This is a genomic window from Actinokineospora sp. UTMC 2448 (genome assembly GCF_024760565.1).
GTDB lineage: Bacteria > Actinomycetota > Actinomycetes > Mycobacteriales > Pseudonocardiaceae > Actinokineospora > Actinokineospora fastidiosa.
The window spans coordinates 4,837,293-4,855,629 of sequence record NZ_CP031087.1; the positions used below are offsets into that span (position 1 = coordinate 4,837,293).

The following is an 18,337-nucleotide window of genomic DNA, read 5'->3' on the forward strand; positions in this document are numbered from 1 at the left end:
CGCGGGCTTCCGGCGCCGGACCTGCCACGTGATCGGACGGGGTCAGAGGGTCGCCCGATCGTATTTGCGTTCCACGTAGGACAAGGCGCTCAGCAGGTCGGCGCTGGGGGTGGATCGGCCTGGGCCGGGGTCTGGGGGACGGGGTAGGGGCATTCGGCCTACACGCGACCAGCGGAGTCTGCCGGAGTCGTCGAGAACCCCGCGGGACAGGCCCGCGTTGTCCGGGTGCAGGCAGTACGGGACGTCCAGGACGCCTCGGGCGAAGGCCAGGCGGAGCGCTCGGCCGATGTCGGGGCTGAGGTCCAGCACCGCGTCGACCAGGGTGCGGGCCTCGGCGTAGACGCCGGTGTCGACCAGGCGCTCGGTCTTCGGGTCGCCGCGGGCCACCTCGTCGGCCACGGCGGCGGCGTACTCCATCGCCGAGATGTTCTCCTCGATGGTCGGGATGCGAAACGCCTCGGCCGGGGTCTTGACGATGAGGCGGTCGGCGCCGCCGTGGACGGCCAGTTCGGCGGCGTCGCCGAGCAGGTCGAGGGCGCCGGAGCGGGTCCGGGGGAACACACCCATGTACGCGTACAGCACGATGTGCCAGTCCACATCGGACAACTCGACGGCGGCGATGCGGTGCATCGCGTCCATGGCCTCCATGTCCTGGCGCCGGTCCGTCTGCTGGGCGTAGCTCAGCGACACGCTGCGGAGGCCGTGCTGGCGGAAGAACATGGCCTCCAGCACCGAGATCGCCACCAGCAGGCTCGGCGGGCACAGCTGGCCGAGCATGCAGCCGCCGAAGCTCTCCAGGTGCGCCCCGGGCGCGCGCGCCAGCAGGTCGCAGGCGCGGGCCCAGTTGTCCACCGCCTGCGGCAGCGGCACGCGGCTGTAGGGCAGGCAGTACGACACCGGCCCGCCCTCGGTCGCGGCCAGCCCGCACTCGGCCAGCGCGGCGAAGATCTCCAGCGGCAGCGCCGACCCGTGCCGGACCTGGACCGGGATCCCGGCCGCGGCCAGCGGCTCGACCATGGCGCGGGTCACCGACGGCGGGTGGTTGAGGATCGGGTACCCGTTGAGCGGCACGCCGTCGCGCAGGGCCACCGCGGCGGCGGGCACGTCGTTGACCCGGGTGTAGCTGTCGAGGGTGATGGTGGCGACGGCGCGCGCGGACGCCTGCGCGACCGCCAGCAGGCCGCGGCGCATCAGGTCCGGGTCGCTGAACCCCATCCTGGGCTGCACCACCAGGACCCCGTCCTGGGCGATGAACTCGGATATCGTCACGTCACCAGCTCTCCCCCCGCCGAGGTGGGCACGAGGTCGCCGATGAACCGGCGCAGCTCCTCGGCCCCGGCGTCCGCCCCGAACACCGCGTCGAACCCGGCGGCGCGCAGCTCGTCGACCCGTTCGGGCTCCAGCGGGCCCGCGACGCCGAGCTTGCCCCCGATGACGACCGGCGTGTTCCGCAACGCCTGCTGCGCGCGCAGCGCGGTGATCACGCGCTTGCCGTCGCCGTAGCCGTGCCCGTTGACCGTGGACAGCACCACCAGGTCCGGCCCGTGCCGCAGCGCGGACTCGACCAGCAGCCCGTCGGGGACGCAGGCGCCGAGGTTGACCACGTCGTGGCCCAGTTCCTCGATGAGCAGCTGCAGGTAGACCAGGTTCCAGGTGTGCGCGTCGGAGGACACGCTGGACAGCAGGACTAAGCGCTTCATCACTGGCCTTTCAGCGGGTCGCGGCGGTGCGGTAGTTGCGGACGGCGGCGGGGACGACGACGGCGAGGATGAGCGCGAGCCAGAGCAGCGCCATCGGGACGGGGTTGCGGGCGGCGAAGCTGTCGCCCGCGGCCGCCGGGTTGCCCCACAGCTCGCGCAGCGCGCCCGCGACCGCGCTGATCGGGTTCCACTCGGCGATCGCGCGCAGCCAGCCGGGCAGGCCGCCGAGCGGGATGTAGGCGCTGGACAGGAACATCAGCGGCATCAGCAGGACCGACGGCATCGACGCCGCCGCCTCCGGGCTGCGCACCTTCATGCCGAGCAGCGCGCCGACCCAGGCCATGGTGAACCCGAACAGCAGCAGGATGCCGAACCCGGCCAGCGCCGCGCCGACGCCGGAGTCGATGCGCCAGCCGATCAGCAGGCCGACGGCGGTCATCGCCACGCAGGTGACCGCGCGCAGGGCCGTGTCGCCGACAGTGCGTCCGACCAGCACGGCGGACGGGGTCATGGGCAGCGAGCGGAACCGGTCGACCAGGCCGTTGCCCAGGTCCTCCAGCGTGCCGATCGCGGTGTTCGGCACGGCGGTGATCATGACCTGGGTGAAGATGCCCGCCATGATGAACTCGCGGTAGTCGCCGTTGGGGATGCTGATGGCGCTGCCGAAGAGCACGCCGAACAGCACCACGAACACCATCGGCAGGACGGTCGCGCTGACCAGCTTGTCCGGCATCCGGCGCAGGTGCAGCAGGTGGCGCCACACCAGGGCGCGCCAGTCCTCCAGGACCGTGGTCATGCGGCACTCCTCTCCATGGCGCGCGCACCGCCGGTGAGCGCGAGGAAGACGTCGTCGAGCGTGGGCCTGCGCACAGCGAGGTCGACGATCTCGACCCGGGCCTCGCCGAGGGCGGCCATGGCGGTGGGGATGCCGAGCATCCCGCCGGGGACGGTCATCGACACCGTGCGGCCGTCGGGGGTGACGGTGGGCGAGACGGTGGTGGCGCGGGCGAGCGCGGCGGCGACGGCGGGCGCGTCGGCGGCGTGGGCGACGGTGACGTCGAGGCGCTCCTCCCCCACCTTGCGCTTGAGCTCGTCGGGGGTCCCGTCGGCGATGACGTGGCCCTTGTCGATCACGGCGACGCGGTCGGCAAGTTGGTCGGCCTCTTCCAGGTACTGCGTGGTGAGCAGGACCGTCAGGCCGCCCGCGACCTCGGACCGGATCATCGCCCAGAGGTCGTTGCGGCTGGCCGGGTCGAGGCCGGTGGTGGGCTCGTCGAGGAACAGCACGGCCGGGTCGGCGAGCAGGCTGGCGGCGAGGTCGAGGCGCCTGCGCATGCCGCCGGAGTAGGTGCGGCTGAGCCGGTCGGCCGCCTCGGCGAGGCCGAAGCGCTCGATCATCTCGTCGGCCCTGGCCTTGGCGGCGCGGCGGCCCAGCCGGTGCAGGACGCCGATGAGGTAGAGGTTCTCGCGACCGGTGAGCCGCTGGTCGACGGCGGCGTACTGGCCGGTCAGGCCGATCTTGGTGCGCACCGCCTTGGGGTCCTTGGTGACGTCGTGCCCGGCGACCACGGCGTGGCCGTCGTCGGGGGGCAGCAGGGTGGCGAGCATGCGGACGGTGGTGGTCTTGCCCGCCCCGTTGGGGCCGAGCACGCCCAGGATCGTCCCGGCGGGCACGAGCAGGTCGACTCCGTCGACGGCCTGGTTGTCCCCGTAGCGCTTGCGGAGGCCTTCCGCGCGGATGGCGTGGTCCATCGGTCTCACCTCTCAGGAATGGGTTCGCACGGCAGACAGCAGGCCCGCGACGCGGGACAGCGGCTCCGGCAGGGTCATCTCGTCATGCGTGCACTCGATCGGGTGAACGTCGAGGTGTCCGCCGACGACGGGCTCCCACGCGGACACCTCCGGCGCCCCGGGGCCTCGGCCGAGGACCGCCTGGAAGTAGCGGACGTCGCCGTCGTAGTGGTCGGGGCGGTGGTCGGCCGCGATGCGGGCGTTGTTGGCGGCGACGCGCGCGACCCTGGCCATGGCCTCGTCGTCGAGGTCGGCGAAGGGGGTGTCGCGGAGCGCGTCGCGGAAGGACTCCGGGTTGTGGGCGGTGCGCCGGACGTGCGGGTAGGCGTCCATCAGGGACAGGTCCACCTCCGCGCCCGCCGCCCGCAGCCGGACGGCTATCGCGTGGGCGACGACACCGCCGAAGGACCAGCCGAGCAGTCGGTAGGGGCCGTCCGGGCGGGCCTGGCGGATCAGCGCGGCGTAGTCGTCGGCCATCTCGTCCAGCGACGCCGGGAGCGGTTCGTCGGCGTCAATGCCACGGGCCTGCAGGGCGTAGACCGGCTGGTCGGGCAGGTCCTTGAGGAGTCCGGAGTAGACCCAGCCGAGGCCCAGGCCGGGATGCACGCAGAACAGCGGCGGCAGGGTTCCGTCCGCGCGCAGCGGGATGAGCGGTCCGGTCTGCGGCGTCGACTCGTGGAGCCGGGCGGCCAGTTCGGCGACGGTCGGGGCCTGGAACAGCACCAGGATGCCGGGGTCGACGCCGAGGCGGTCGCGGATGAGGCCGACGAGCCGGACGGTGAGCAGGGAGTGGCCGCCGAGGTCGAAGAAGTTGTCGTCGACGCCGACGCCCTCGACGGCGAGGACTTCGCCGAACAGGCCGCAGAGGGTGTGTTCCAGCGGCGTTCGCGGCGCTCGGCCCTCGGCGCGGAAGTCCGGTGCGGGCAGGGCCGCGCGGTTCAGCTTGCCGTTGCCGGTCAGCGGGAGCGCGTCGAGGGCGACGACGGCCGCCGGGAGCATGGAGTCGGGCAGGCTGCGGGCGGCATCGGCCTTGACGGCGTCGACGTCGGACGTGCCGGTGACGTAGCCGACCAGGCGCTCGTCCCGGACGGTGACGGCGGCGTCGCGGACCCCGGGCGCGGCGCGCAGCACGGCCTCGATCTCGCCGAGCTCGATGCGGTGGCCGCGGATCTTGACCTGGTCGTCGGCGCGGCCGAGGTAGACCAGGTCGCCGCTCGGGAGCCTGCGGGCGACGTCGCCCGTCCGGTACATGCGGGCGCCGGGCGGGCCGTAGGGGTCGGCGGTGAAGCGCTCCGCGGTGAGGCCCGGTCGGTTGAGGTAGCCGCGGGCCAGGGACGCGCCCGCGATGTAGAGCTCGCCGGGGACGCCGGTCGGGACCGGGCGCAGGCGGGCGTCGAGGACGTAGGCGCGGGTGCCCGCGAACGGCTTGCCGATCGGCACGGGGCCGGGGTCCAGCGGCGCGCCCGCGGGGATCCGGTACTGGGTGCAGTTGACCGTGGCCTCGGTGGGTCCGTAGACGTTGAGGACGTCGGCGTCCGGGTGCTCGCGCCGCCACCGGGCGACCGCCTCGCCGAGCAGGGCCTCGCCGCCGAGGAGCAGTTCGCGCGCCGGGGAGTACGCGGCGGGCAGCTCGGTGAGCAGGGGCAGGTGGCTCGGGGTGGCCTTGAGGAACGTGCAGGGACGCGCGCTCAGGGCCTTGTCGGTGTCGGCGGACTCGGCGAGCGGGGCGACGTGGACGCAGCCGCCGGAGACCAGCGGGGTGTAGAGCGCGGTGACGGTGAGGTCGAACGACACCGGGGAGTGCAGGAGCGCCGCGCCGCTCGCGCTCGGGTAGGCGGCCGTGGTCCAGCCGAGGTAGTCGGCGACGGACCGGTGCTCGACCACGACGCCCTTGGGGCGGCCGGTGGAGCCGGAGGTGTAGATGACGTACGCGGGGTGCCCGGGGCGCAGGCCGCTGCGGGTCAGGCCGAGGTCGCGGGCGTGCTCGACCAGGAGGCGGGGGACGCCCGTCTCGGGGAGGTCGATCCCGGCCGTGGTGAGGATCAGGGCGGGTCGGGCGTCGGTGAGCACATAGGACAATCGGTCGGCCGGGTGGTCCGGGTCGACGGGGAGGTAGGCGGCGCCGGACTTGAGGACGCCGAGGAGGGCGACGACCAGGTCCACGCCGCGCGGGAGGGCCAGGGCGACGATGTCGCCTGGACGGGCGCCGTGCTCGATGAGCGTGCTGGCGACGGCGTTGGCGCGGTCGTCGAGCTGGCGGTAGGTGAGGGTTCGGCCGTCGCCGGTGACCGCGGGGGCGTCCGGGGTGCGGGCGACCTGGGCCTCGATGAGGTCGGGGACCGGGACGACGGGGACGTCGTGCGGGAGGTCGTCGCCCAGGGCGGCCGTGTGCTCGGCGGGGTCGAGGAGGGGGAGGTCGGTGATGGGGCGGTCGGGGTCGGCGACGGCAGCGGCGAGCAGCCGGGCGTACCAGGCGGCGATGCGGGCGGCGGTGTCCTCGTCGAACAGGTCGGCGCGGTAGGACAGGATGCCGTCGATGCCGTGCGCGGTCTCGGCCAGGCTCATCGACAGGTCGAACTTCACCGAACCGGTGGGGACCGGGTAGGGCGTGGCGGTGAGGCCGGGGAGGTCGAGGGCGGCCTGGGCGTTGTTCTGCAGGGTCAGCATCACCTGGAACAGCGGGTGCCGGGCGAGCGACCGGGGCGGGTTCAGGACCTCGACCAGGCGCTCGAAGGGGACGTCCTGGTTGGCGTACGCGGCCAGGTCGTTGTCGGCGACGCGGGCGACGAGCTCGCGGAAGGTGGGGTCGCCGGAGGTGTCGGTGCGCAGGACGAGGGTGTTGACGAAGAAGCCGATGAGCTCGTCCAGCGCGGGATCGGTGCGGCCCGCGATGGGCGCGCCGATGGGGATGTCGGTCCCGGCGCCGATGCGGGTGAGCAGGGCGGCGAAGGCGGCGCGCAGCAGCATGAACGGGCTGGCGTTGGCGGCCTTGGCGAGCGCGGCGAGGCGTGTCTGGGTGTCCTTGTCGATGGCGACGGGGACGCGTCCGCCGGTCGAGCTCGGGACCGCGGGACGGGGGCGGTCGGTGGGGAGGGAGAGCTGGTCGGGGATGCCGCGCAGGCGGTCGGTCCAGTAGGCGAGCTGGCGGGCGATGGTGCTCTCCGGGTCGTCCTCACTGCCGAGGACGTCGCGGTGCCAGAGGGTGTAGTCGGCGTACTGGACGGGCAGGTCCGTCCACTGTGGCTGGTTGTTGCGCGCGCGGGCGGTGTAGGCGTGGGCGAGGTCGCGGGCGAGGGGGGCCATGGACCAGCCGTCGGCGGCTATGTGGTGGAGGACGAGGACGAGCACGTGGTCGTCGGGGGCGATGGTGAGGAGGTGGGCGCGGAGGGGCGGGTCGGTGGTGAGGTCGAAGGCGGTGGTGGCAAGGTCTTTGATGGCGTTGTGGATGGTTTCGTCGGTTATCCACAGGGGCTGCGGCTTGCCCTCTTGACAGGGCTGATCCGGCGTATTCTGGAAAGAAGAGGGCGGTTTGCCCCCGGTTGGGGCGGGGCGTGTCCCAGTGGGGGTGTGGGGGTTAGCAGGGTTGGGGTGGGAGGTTGTGGGAGTGGTGGGGTGGGGTGGGTTTGCGTTGTGGTGGGTGGTGTCCGGTGGTTGGGGGGTGGTGCGGTCTCCTTGGGCGAGGGCGGGTGTGTTGGTGCGGTCAGCGCACGTTGCGGGGGAGTTGCGGGCGGACGTGGGTGCGGGGGTGATGCGGGCGGACGGGGGTGCGGGGGTGCTGCCGTTGGGGGCGGTGTGAGCGGACACGGGGGTGCTGCCGTGGTCGGCAGGGGTTGCGGGTGCGGGGGTGCCAGCGAGGTGGGTGTGGGCCAGTTCGACCTCGTGGGCGGCGAGGATCAGTTGGTGGGGGGTGCCGTTGTGGTCCGGGTAGATGGTGCGCAGGGATTCGTGGCGGGCCACTACGTCGGAGAGGGCTTGGCGGAGGGTGGTGGGGTTGAGGGGGCCGGTCAGGCGTAGGGCTACCGGCATGGTGTACGCGGCTCCGCCCATGCGGTTGAGGAACCACAGTCTGCGTTGGGCGTCCGACAACGGGATGGGAGTCGGGCGGACGCGGGGGGTCAGGGCTGGGCGGGTGGGGTCTTGGGGGGTGGTGAGGCGGGTTGCCAGGGATTCGACGGTGGGGGACTCGAAGAGGGTGCGGACGGTCAGGTCGACGTCCAGGGCCGCTCGGATTCGGCCTACCAGGCGGGTGGCCAGGAGGGAGTGGCCGCCTAGGTCGAAGAAGCTCTGGGCGACGCCGACCGACTCCACGGACAGGACTTCGGCGAAGAGGGCGCACAGGGTGCGTTCCGCGTCCGTCTCCGGGCCTCGGCCCGTCGCCGTGAGGTCGGGGGCGGGGAGGGCTTTGCGGTCGAGTTTGCCGTTCGGGGTGACGGGGAGTTCATCGAGGACGACGATGGCGGCGGGGACCATGTAGTCCGGCAGGCGCTCGGCGACGCGGGCCCTGGCCGCCGCCGGATCGACGGCGCCGACCACGTACCCGACCAGGCGGCGGTCGCCGGGGCGGTCCTCGCGGGCGATCACGGCGGCCTGGGCGACGCCGGGCGCGGACAGCAGCGCCGACTCGATCTCGCCGAGTTCCACGCGGAAGCCGCGGATCTTGACCTGCTCGTCCGCCCGGCCGACGAAGACCAGCTCGCCGTCGGGCGTCCAGCGCACCAGGTCGCCCGTGCGGTACATCCGGGCGCCGGGCTCGAAGGGGTTCGCCACGAACCGCTGGGCGGTGAGGGATGGGCGGCGGAGGTAGCCGCGGGCCAGGCCGTCGCCCGCGACGTACAGCTCGCCCGGGACGTTGGGGGGCACCGGGCGCAGGGCGGCGTCGAGGACGTAGCAGCGCAGGTTGGTGACCGGCCTGCCGATCGGCGGGATGCCGCCGGGGCTGAGCGGGCCGCTCACCGAGGTGGCGACCGTGGTCTCCGTCGGGCCGTAGCCGTTGATCATGCGCCGGTCGGACGACCAGCGGGCGACCAGGTCCGGCGAGCACGCCTCCCCCGCCGTCACCAGCATCGACGGGACGAGGTCCGGTGCCGGGTCGGTGGCGGCGAGCACGACCGGGGGCAGGGTGGCGTGGGTGACGCGGTGCGCGCGCAGGACGGCGGTCAGCGGCTCGCCGGGCAGCATTGCCTCGGGGTCGGCCATGACCAGGGTGCCGCCGGAGAACAGCGCCATCGCGATCTCCCAGAACGCCGCGTCGAAGCTGGGTGAGGCGAACTGGAGCACCCGGGCGTCCGAACCGACGTCCAGCCCGGCGTGCGTGCGGACCATGGCGGGCACCCCGGCATGGGTCACGACGACGCCCTTCGGCTTGCCCGTCGACCCGGAGGTGTAGATGACGTACGCGGGATGCGCGGGCAGCGCCCGCTCCCCCGGCGATTCCGCCGGGCACTCGGAGAAGTCGCCCAGCACCAGCCGGGGGACGTCGGGGATGACGGCGTCCGCGCGGGCGTCCACCAGCGCCAGGACGGGCCGGGCGTCGTCGAGCATGTACCGGATGCGGTCGGCCGGGTAGTCGGCGTCGACCGGCAGGTACGCCGCGCCCGCCTTCGACACCGCGAGCAGCGCGACGATCAGCTCGACCGAGCGGGCCGCCGACACCGCGACGATGTCCTCCGGCCCGACGCCGCGCTCGATCAGCGCGTGCGCCAGCCGGTTCGCCCGCGCGTCCAGCTCGGCGTAGCAGACCACGGTGTCGCCGAACTCCAGGGCGGGCGCGTCCGGGCGCTCCCGCACGTGCTTCTCGAACAGCCGGGGGATCGTCGCCGGGGCGACCTCCGCCGCGCTGGCGTTCCACTCCCCCAGGACGCGGCGGCGCTCGACGGAGGACAGCGGGTCCACCCGGCCCACCGCGCGGTCGGGGTTCGCCGCGATCGCCGACAGCAGCCGCACCAGACGGTCCATCGTGGACTCGATCTGCGCGTCGCCGAAGACGTCCGCACGGTAGGACAGGCGCAGTTGCAGGTCGGGTCCGGCGGTCCCGGCGGCGAAGCTCAGCGGGTAGTGCGTGCCGTCGGTCGTCGGGACGCCGCTGACGCGCAGCCCGGCGACGGTCAGCGTGTCGTCGTCGGAGTCCACCGGGTAGTTCTGGAACACCGTGACGGTGTCGAACAGCTTCTGGTGGCCCGCCAGCCGCTGCACCTCGGCGAGGTGGGTGTGCTGGTAGGGCATCAGGTCCGACTGCGCGACCTGCAGCCGCTCCAGCATGACGGCCAGCGGCTCGGCCCAGTCCCAGGAGACGCGCACGGGCAGGGTGTTGATGAACAGCCCGACCATGGACTCGATGCCCGGGATCTCCGGCGGCCTGCCCGACACGGTCGCCCCGAACACGACGTCGGAGCGCCCGGTGAGCGCGCCGCACAGCAGGCCCCACGCGCCCTGGGTGAGGGTGCTCATCGTCAGCCCGCGCTCGCGTCCGCGCCGGTGCAGCGCGGCGGCGAGTTCGGTCGGGACGACCCGGATCAGCGTCCTCGGCCGGGCGGGCGCCGGGTCGAGGTCGGCGGGCGCCAGCAGCGTCGGCTCGTCGAGGCGCGCCATCGCCCGCCGCCACGCGTCCTCGGCCGCCGACGCGTCCTGGGCGGCGATCCAGGCGAGGTAGTCGCGGTACGGCGTCACGGGCGGCAGGTCGCCGCCCTGGTAGAGGGTGAACAGCTCGCGCACCAGGATCGGCATGGACCAGCCGTCGAGCAGCAGGTGGTGCTTGGTCATCGCCAGCCGGAAGCGCCCGGGGGCCAGCCGGTAGACCGCGAACCGCAGCAGCGGCGGCGTCGCGAGGTCGAACCGGGTGGCCCGGTCGGCGGCGTGGCGGGAGGCCAGCTCGGCCTCGCGCGCCACCGGGTCCAATGCGGACAGGTCGACCTGCGTCCACGGCACCGCTACCGAGCGCGGGATCACCTGCACCGGCTCGGGGAGACCGGCGTGCTGGAAGCCCGCGCGCAGGTTGGCGTGCCGGTCCAGCAGGGCGTTCGCCGCTGCCCGCAGGGCCTTCACGTCCAGCCTGCCCTCGATGTCGACCAGCAGCTGGGAGACGTAGAGGTCCTCGCCCCGGTCGTCGAGCAGCGTCTGGAACAGCAGCCCCTCCTGCAGCGGGGACAGGGGCAGCACGTCGGAGATCTTCGACTTCACTGGACCATCTCCCACTCGTCCTCGGGCTCCTCGGCCCGCTCCTGGTCGTTCGCGGCCGTCTCGAACCGGTCGAGCTGGTCCTGGGTGAGCGCGACCAGGCCGGTGTCGGACGGCGTCAGCCCGCCCACCGCGTCGCCGGACGCGTGGGCGACCAGGCCGCGCAGCGCGTCGGTGAAGCGGGCCATGAGCACGCGCACGTCGGCCTCGGCGAGCAGGGTGCGCGGCCACGACCACACGACGACGAGCCTCGGCCCGTCCGGGTGGTCCTCGGTCACCGCGTTCACCGACAGCACGTGGGTGAGCGGGGTGGCCGGGTCCGGCCTGCTGCCGGTGAGGTCGGCGCCGCCGACCGTGCCCTCGTCGGTGACCGCGGACCAGGCCATCGTCGTGCCCGATGAGGCGTAGCGGCCGAGGTAGTTGAAGCTGATCTGCGGGTCGAGCAGGTCGGCGAGGGTGTCGCGGGTGTCGTGGTTGAGGTGGCGCAGCAGGCCGTAGCCGATGCCGTTGTCCGGCACGGCGCGCAGCTGCTCCTTGACCCGCTTCAACGCCGCGCCCACGCCGGGGCCGCCGGTGTCGAGGTCGGGCACCTCGCCGGGATCGATGCGGACCGGGTAGCGGCTGGTGAACCAGCCGACCGTGCGGGCCAGGTCGACCGGTGCTACCGAGTCCTCGCGGCCGTGGCCCTCCAGGTCGACCATGACCGAGGTCGTGTCGTCGTCATCGATCCCCCGCTCGCCGCGCCAGCGGGCGACGGCGAGCGCGAGCCCGGTCAGCAGCACGTCGTTGACGCCCGCCTGGTACAGGTTCGGGACCGTGGTCAGCAGCGGGCCGGTCAGGGCGGCGGGAAGGGTCTCGGTGGCGTAGGCGACGGCGCCGACGGTGTCCTGGGTCGGGTCCAGCGGCCGGTCGCCCAGCAGCGGGTCGTACTCGTCCAGCACCTCGGTCCAGAAGTCCAGTTCGGACACCCGCTGCTCGGTGTGGGCGTGTGCCGTCAGGTGTTCGGCCCAGCGGCGGAAGGACGTCCCGACCTCGGGCAGCTCGGGCGCGCGGCCCTCGGCGACGGCCGACCACGCCGCGGCCAGGTCGTCGGTGATGATCCGCCACGAGACGCCGTCCACGACCAGGTGGTGGGCCACGACCAGCACGCGGCCCGGGTCGAACCAGACGACCTGGAGCATGCGGCCCGCCGCCGGGTCGGTGCGGTCCCACGCCTCGTCGCTGTGCGCGGCCATGGTCTTGGCCAGCGCCTCGCCGCTCAGCCCGGTTAGGTCGACACGGCGCACGCACTCCTCGGCGGGCACCGCGCCCGGCTCGGGCACCTCCAGCACCCACTCCGCGCCGGTGGCGTCGCGGTCGAGCCGCATGCGGAGCACATCGTGCCGGTCGAGCACGGCCTGCACGGCCGCGACCAGGCCCGCCAGGTGCAGGCCGTCGGGCGCGTGCAGCAGCATCGACTGGTTGAACCGGGTGATCGGGCCGCCGCGCTCGCGGAAGCGCTGCACGGCGGGGGTCAGCGGCACGCGCCCGGTCCCGACGTCGGGGGTGGCCTCGACCGGGGTGTCCAGGGCGCCCGCGAGCGCGGCCAGGGCGGCGACCGTCTTGGCCTCGAACACGTTGCGCGGGGTCAGCACGAGCCCGGCCTTGCGGGCCCGGCTGACGAGCTGGATGGAGACGATGCTGTCGCCGCCGAGCTCGAAGAAGTTGTCGGCGATCCCGACCTCGGGCACGCCGAGCAGCTCGGCGAACAGCCCGCACAGGATCTCCTCGGCCCGGTCGCGCGGGCCGCCGCCGCCCCCGGACGCCGCGGCGACCGGCGCGGGCAGCGCCTTGCGGTCGAGCTTGCCGTTCGGGGTGAGCGGCAGCGCGTCCAGCGGCACGACGGCGGAGGGGACCATGTGCTCGGGCAGCGTGCGCGCGGTGTGGGCGAGCACGTCCTCGGGGTCGCCGCCGACGACGTAGGCGACGATGCGCTTGTCCCCCGGCTTGTCCTCGCGGACGACGACCGCGGCCCGCAGCACGTCCGGGTGGCCGAGCACGGTGGACTCGATCTCGCCCAGCTCGATGCGGAACCCGCGCACCTTGACCTGGTCGTCGACGCGGCCGACGAACACCAGGTCGCCGTCGGCGCGGCGCTTGGCCAGGTCGCCGGAGCGGTACATGCGCGAGCCGGGCGGGCCGAACGGGTTGGCCACGAACCGCTCCGCGGTGAGCGCGAACCGGTTGAGGTAGCCGCGGCCGGTCTGGCTGCCCGCGACGTACACCTCCCCCGCGACGCCCGGCGGGACCGGGCGCAGGCGCTCGTCGAGGACGTAGACGTCGATGTTGTCGAACGGCCTGCCGACCGGCAGCGCGCCCGGGGGCAGCTCGACGCCGGGGTGGATGCGGTACTCGGCGCAGTTGACCGTCGTCTCGGTCTGGCCGTAGACGTTGAGCACGGTCAGGTCGGGCTTGGCCGCGCGCACCCGCGCCAGGTTCTCGCCGACCAGCGTCTCGCCGCCGAGCAGCAGGTGCCCGCTCGGGGAGAACTCGTCGGGCAGCGCGTCCAGCAGCGCCACGTGGCTCGGGGTCGCCTTGAGGAACGTGCACTCGGCGCGGGCGAGGTCGGCGCGCACCCGGTCGTCGTCCTCCAGCGCGGCCAGCAGGACCGTGCCGCCGGAGACCAGCGGGGTGTAGAGGCCGGTGACGGTGAGGTCGAAGGAGATCGGCGAGTGCAGGACGGTGACGCCGGTGGTGCTCGGGTAATGCGCCGACGTCCAGGCCAGGTAGGCCGAGAGGGCGGCGTGCTCGATGATCACGCCCTTCGGGCGGCCGGTGGAGCCGGAGGTGTAGATGACGTAGGCGGGGCTGCCCGGCTGGGCGCGGTTGATGTCGGCGCTGTCGTGGCCGGAGAGGTCGACCTGGTCGAGCAGGACGGCCGGGCCGTCCACATCGACGCCGGTCGCGCTGATCAGCAGCTCCGGCGCGGTGTCGGAGAGCATGAAGCGGATGCGCTCGGCCGGGTACTCCGGGTCGATCGGCAGGTAGGCCGCGCCGGACTTGAGCACCGCGAGCAGCGCGACGACCAGGTCGATCGAGCGCGGCAGGGCGATCGCGACGTAGCGCTCGGGCCCGGCGCCGCGCTCGACCAGCAGGCGGGCGAGGCGGTTGGCGCGGGCGTCGAGGTCGGCGTAGGTCACCCGGACGCCGTCGTGGATGAGCGCGACCGCGTCCGGCCGCGCCTCGGCCATCGCCCGCACGCGCTCCGGCAGCGTCACGACCGGGACGTCGCGGCGGGCGCCGTTCCACTCGACGAGCAGCCGCTCGCGCTCGCCGTCGTCGAGGAGGTCGACGTCGCCGACGCGGGTCTTCTGATTGGCGGCCATGGCGGCCAGGACGCGGGTCAGCCGGGTGGCCAGGGCCTTCACGGTCGCGGCGTCGAACAGGTCGTGCGCGAAGTCGATGGCGCCGTGCAGGCCGTCCGCGCGCTCCTCGAACACCAGGGACAGGTCGAACTTGGCCGACTCGACGCCGGGCGCGACCAGCTCGACGTCGACGCCGGGCAGGGCGAAGTCCGGCTCGGGGTTGTTCTGCAGCGTCAGCAGCACCTGGAACAGCGGGTGCCTGGCCAGCGAGCGGTCCGGGGCGAGCGCGTCGACCAGCCGCTCGAAGGGCACGTCGGAGTTGGCGAACGCGGCGAGGTCCGTGCGCCGGACGCGGTCGAGCAGCTCGGCGAAGGTGGGGTCGCCCGCGGTGTCGGTGCGCAGGACCAGGGTGTTGACGAAGAACCCGACGAGGTCATCGACCGCCTGGTCCGCCCGGCCCGCGACGACGGTGCCGATCGGGATGTCGTCGCCGGAGCCCAGGCGGGTCAGCAGCGCGGCGAGTCCGGCCTGCAGGACCATGAACAGGCTGGTCCTGCTCTGCTTGGCGACGGCGGTCAACGCCCGGTGCAGGTCGGGGTCGATCGTGAACTCGACGCACCCGCCGCGGCCGGAGGCGACCGCGGGCCGGGAGCGGTCGGCGGGCAGCGTCAGCTCCTCCGGCGCGCCCGCCATCGTCTCCGACCAGAAGGCGAGCTGCCTGGCCAGCAGGCTCTCCGGGTCAGCCGCGTCACCGAGCAGGTCGCGCTGCCAGATGGCGTAGTCGGCGTACTGGACCGGCAGCGGTGTCCACTCCGGACTCTCACCGCGCAGGCGGGCGGTGTAGGCGGTGGACAGGTCGCGGGCCAGCGGGGCCATGGACCAGCCGTCGGCGGCGATGTGGTGCATGACCAGGAGCAGGACGTGCTCCTGCGGCCCCTCGGTGATCAGGTGCGCGCGGACGGGCAGGTCGACGGCCAGGTCGAAGCCGCCGCCAGCCGGGTCGGTGAAGCGGATGTCCGCCTCGACGACCTCCTGGCGCGGGGTGCCGTCGTCGTCGGGGAAGACGGTGCGCAGCGCCTCATGGCGGGCGACCACGTCGTTGACGGCCGCCTCCAGCGCCTTGACGTCGAGCGGACCGCGCAGGCGCAGGGTGAGCGGCATGTTGTACGCGGTGGAGTCGTCCTCGAACCGGTTGAGGAACCACAGCCTGCGCTGGCCGTACGACAGCGGCACCACCTCGGGGCGCGCCACCGGGACGATCGCGGGCCGCGCGGCGTCGGCGCCGCCGAGCTGCTGGGCGAGCGCGCCCGGGGTCGGGGCCTCGAAGAGGGCGCGGATGGGCAGCTCCACGCCGAACGCCGCGCGGACGCGGCTGATCAGGCGGGTGGCCAGCAGCGAGTGGCCGCCGAGGTCGAAGAAGCCGTCCTCCACGCCCACCGCAGGCACGCCCAGCACCTCGGCGAACATCCCGCACAGCAGTTCCTCCGCCGGGGTGCGCGCGGTCCGGGTGCGGGTCCGCGAGTACTCCGGCGCGGGCAGCGCCTTGCGGTCGAGCTTGCCGTTCGCGGTCAGCGGGAGCGCGTCGAGCAGGACGAACGCCGAGGGCACCATGTGCTCGGGCAGGACGGCGGAGACGTGCTCGCGCAGGCCGTCGGCGCTCGGCGCGACGACGTAGGCGACCAGGCGCCTGTCCCCCGGCTGGTCCTCGCGGACGATCACGGCGACGTCGCCGACGGCGGGGTGGCCGCCGATGGCGGACTCGATCTCGCCCAGCTCGATCCGGAAGCCGCGGATCTTGACCTGGCTGTCGGCGCGGCCGATGAACTCCAGGTTCCCCTCGACCCAGCGGGCCAGGTCGCCCGAGCGGTACATCCGCGCGCCGGGCCCGCCGAACGGGTCGGCGACGAACCGGCCCGCGGTCAGCGCGGGCTTGCCGTGGTAGCCGCGGGCCAGACCCGCGCCCGCGACGTACATCTCGCCGACGACGCCGGGCGGGCAGGGCCGCAGGCCGCGGTCGAGGACGTACACGCGCAGGTCGGGGATGGCGCAGCCGATCATGCTGCCCGGACCGGCCGCCGCGGACGGCGCGTCTAGGGCCAGGTAGCTGACGTGGACCGTGGTCTCGGTGATCCCGTACATGTTGACCAGGACAGGGGCCTGGTCGTCGTGGCGGGAGTACCAGTCGGCCAGCCGCCACAGGTCCAGCGCCTCGCCGCCGAACACGACGTACCGCAGCGCGAGGTCGGTGGCGGGGTTCTCCCGGTCGGCCTGCATGAGCTGGGAGAACGCCGAGGGCGTCTGGTTGAGCACGGTGACCCGCTCGCGGGCGAGCAGCCGAAGGAACTCCTCCGGCGACCGGCTGACCGCGTACGGCACCACGACGAGCTTGCCGCCGTGCAGCAGCGGCCCCCAGATCTCCCAGACGGAGAAGTCGAAGGCGTAGGAGTGGAACAGCGTCCAGGCGTCGTCGGGTCCGAAGTGGAACCAGTGGTCGGTCGCCGAGAACAGGCGCAGGACGTTGCCGTGCGGGATCACCACGCCCTTGGGGCGGCCGGTGGAGCCGGAGGTGTAGATGACGTAGGCCGGGTGCTCGGGCCGCAGGTCGATCTCGGGCGCGGTGGCGGGCTGGGTGATCAGCAGCTCGGCGACGTCGTCGAGGAGCAGGCAGTCGACGCCCGCCGCGGCGGTGCCGATGACCAGCGCGGGCTTCGCGTCCTCGATCATGTAGGCCAGCCGGTCCGCCGGGTACTCCGGGTCCAGCGGCAGGTAGGCGGCGCCGGACTTGATGACCGCGAGCAGCGCGACGACCATGTCCGCCGAGCGGGGCAGGGCGAGCGCGACGAACCGCTCGGGGCCCGCGCCGCGCTGGATGAGCAGGTGCGCGAGGCGGTTGGCGGCCTCGTCCAGCTCCCGATAGGACAGTCGGACGCCCTCGCAGACCACGGCGGTCGCGTCCGGCGTGCGGGCGGCCTGCTCGGCGAAGGCCTCCGCGATCGAGGCGTGCCGGGCGGGCTCGCCTGTGCTCGACTGGTCGATGACCTGGCGCAGTTCCGCCGGGGTGATGGCGTCCGCGCGGCCGGTGGGCTCGTCGAGGTCCACGGTCTCGAAGAGGTGGACCAGGCGGGCGGCGAGGGTGTCGGCGTCGGCGACGGCCTCCGGGCGGTGGTCCAGGCGCAGGGTGAGGCGGTCGTCCTCGATGCCCGCGATCAGGCCGAGCGGGTAGTGCGTGGCGTCGGTGGCGCGGACGCCGGTCAGGGTGATCCCGCCCGCGGTGGCGCGCAGCTCGGCGGGGTCGAGCGGGTAGTTCTCGAAGACGGCGATCGTGTCGAACAGCCTGGGGTGGCCCGCGATGCGCTGCACGTCCGTCAGGCCGATGTGCTGGTGGGCCATGAGCCGGGCCTGCTCGTCCTGCACGCGGCGCAGGGCGTCGGCGAGGGTGTCGGCCGGGTTCAGCCGCACGCGCACGGGCAGGGTGTTGATGAACAGGCCGACCATGTCCTCGATGCCCGGGATCTCCGGCGGGCGGCCGTTGACCGTGGCGCCGAAGACGATGTCGTCGCGGCCGGTGTGCCGGGCGAGCATGAGCGCCCAGACGCCCTGCACGACGGTGTTCAGGGTGAGGCCGTGCCTGCGGGCCTGGTCCCTGAGCCTGCCGGTGGCCTCCTCGGACAGCGCGACGGTCACGTGCCCGGGGGCGGCCCCGGTGGGCTCGGGGGCGTCCGGGGCGAAGAGGGTGGGCTCGTCGAGACCGGCCATGGCCTCGCCCCACGCCTGCTCCGCCGCCGCACTGTCCTGCTTGGACAGCCAGGCGAGGTAGTTCTTGTACGGGGTGGCGGCGGGCAGGGAGGCGCCCGCGTAGAGCTGGAACAGCTCGCGCACCATGATCGGCATCGACCAGCCGTCCACCAGGATGTGGTGGTTGGTCATGACCAGCGTGTGTCTGCCCGGGCCGCGCTTGACCAGGGTGAAGCGGATCAGCGGCGGGCGGGTGAGGTCGAACCGCTCGGCGCGGTCGGCGGCGACGGCCGCGGCGAACTCGTCCTCGTCGGGCAGGTCGAGGTACCGCCACGGCGGGTCGACCTCGTGCGGGATGATCTGCACGGGCTTGCTGAGCTTCTCGTAGCGGAACGCCGCGCGCAGGTTGGGGTGCCTGCGCAGCAGGCCGCGGGCGGCGGCGCGCAGGGCGTCGGGGTCAAGCTCGCCGTCGATGTCGAACAGCAGCTGCACGGTGTAGACGTCCATGCCCTGCTGGTCGTACAGCGAGTGGAACAGCAGACCTTCCTGCAGCGGCGAGAGCGGCAGCACGTCCGCGAGGCCGGGCTTGGTCAT

Annotated in this window: 6 protein-coding genes; all 6 read right to left on the minus strand. The window is 73.6% G+C overall.

The features are described 5' to 3' along the window. Positions 1–42 precede the first annotated feature (42 nt). From Actkin_RS21950 to Actkin_RS21975, 6 genes are read right to left on the minus strand one after another with little or no spacing between them, the layout of a single operon-like run. Positions 43–1,269 (minus strand): methylaspartate mutase, encoded by a 1,227-nt coding sequence (locus tag Actkin_RS21950; protein WP_258904096.1) that lies wholly within the window; start codon positions 1,267–1,269, stop codon positions 43–45. Beyond that, positions 1,266–1,700, minus strand: coding sequence for a cobalamin B12-binding domain-containing protein (locus tag Actkin_RS21955; RefSeq protein ID WP_258904097.1), 435 nt, complete (start codon positions 1,698–1,700; stop codon positions 1,266–1,268). The genes Actkin_RS21950 and Actkin_RS21955 overlap by 4 nt, the downstream gene beginning before the upstream one ends. A 10-nt stretch (positions 1,701–1,710) precedes the next feature. After that, the gene (locus tag Actkin_RS21960; RefSeq protein WP_189211295.1) at positions 1,711–2,496 is read right to left on the minus strand and encodes an ABC transporter permease; all 786 of its coding nucleotides are present in this window, start codon (positions 2,494–2,496) and stop codon (positions 1,711–1,713) included. Beyond that, positions 2,493–3,452, minus strand: coding sequence for an efflux ABC transporter ATPase subunit, DrrA-related (locus Actkin_RS21965; protein ID WP_258904098.1), 960 nt, complete (start codon positions 3,450–3,452; stop codon positions 2,493–2,495). Before Actkin_RS21965 ends, Actkin_RS21960 begins: the two co-directional genes overlap by 4 nt. A gap of 12 nt (positions 3,453–3,464) precedes the next feature. Further along, positions 3,465–10,667: a non-ribosomal peptide synthetase gene (locus Actkin_RS21970; RefSeq protein ID WP_258904099.1), complete on the minus strand. Its 7,203-nt coding sequence runs from the start codon at positions 10,665–10,667 to the stop codon at positions 3,465–3,467. Next, positions 10,664–18,337 carry a non-ribosomal peptide synthetase gene (locus Actkin_RS21975; protein WP_258904100.1) on the minus strand — a complete coding sequence of 2,558 codons (7,674 nt, stop codon included), beginning with the start codon at positions 18,335–18,337 and terminating at the stop codon, positions 10,664–10,666. Before Actkin_RS21975 ends, Actkin_RS21970 begins: the two co-directional genes overlap by 4 nt.

Bases quoted from the DNA above. Each gene is read 5' to 3' on its own strand.
- Actkin_RS21955 (WP_258904097.1), bottom strand. From the start codon at position 1,700: ATGAAGCGCTTAGTCCTGCTGTCCAGCGTGTCCTCCGACGCGCACACC.
- Actkin_RS21960 (WP_189211295.1), bottom strand. From the start codon at position 2,496: ATGACCACGGTCCTGGAGGACTGGCGCGCCCTGGTGTGGCGCCACCTG.
- Actkin_RS21965 (WP_258904098.1), bottom strand. From the start codon at position 3,452: ATGGACCACGCCATCCGCGCGGAAGGCCTCCGCAAGCGCTACGGGGAC.
- Actkin_RS21975 (WP_258904100.1), bottom strand. From the start codon at position 18,337: ATGACCAAGCCCGGCCTCGCGGACGTGCTGCCGCTCTCGCCGCTGCAG.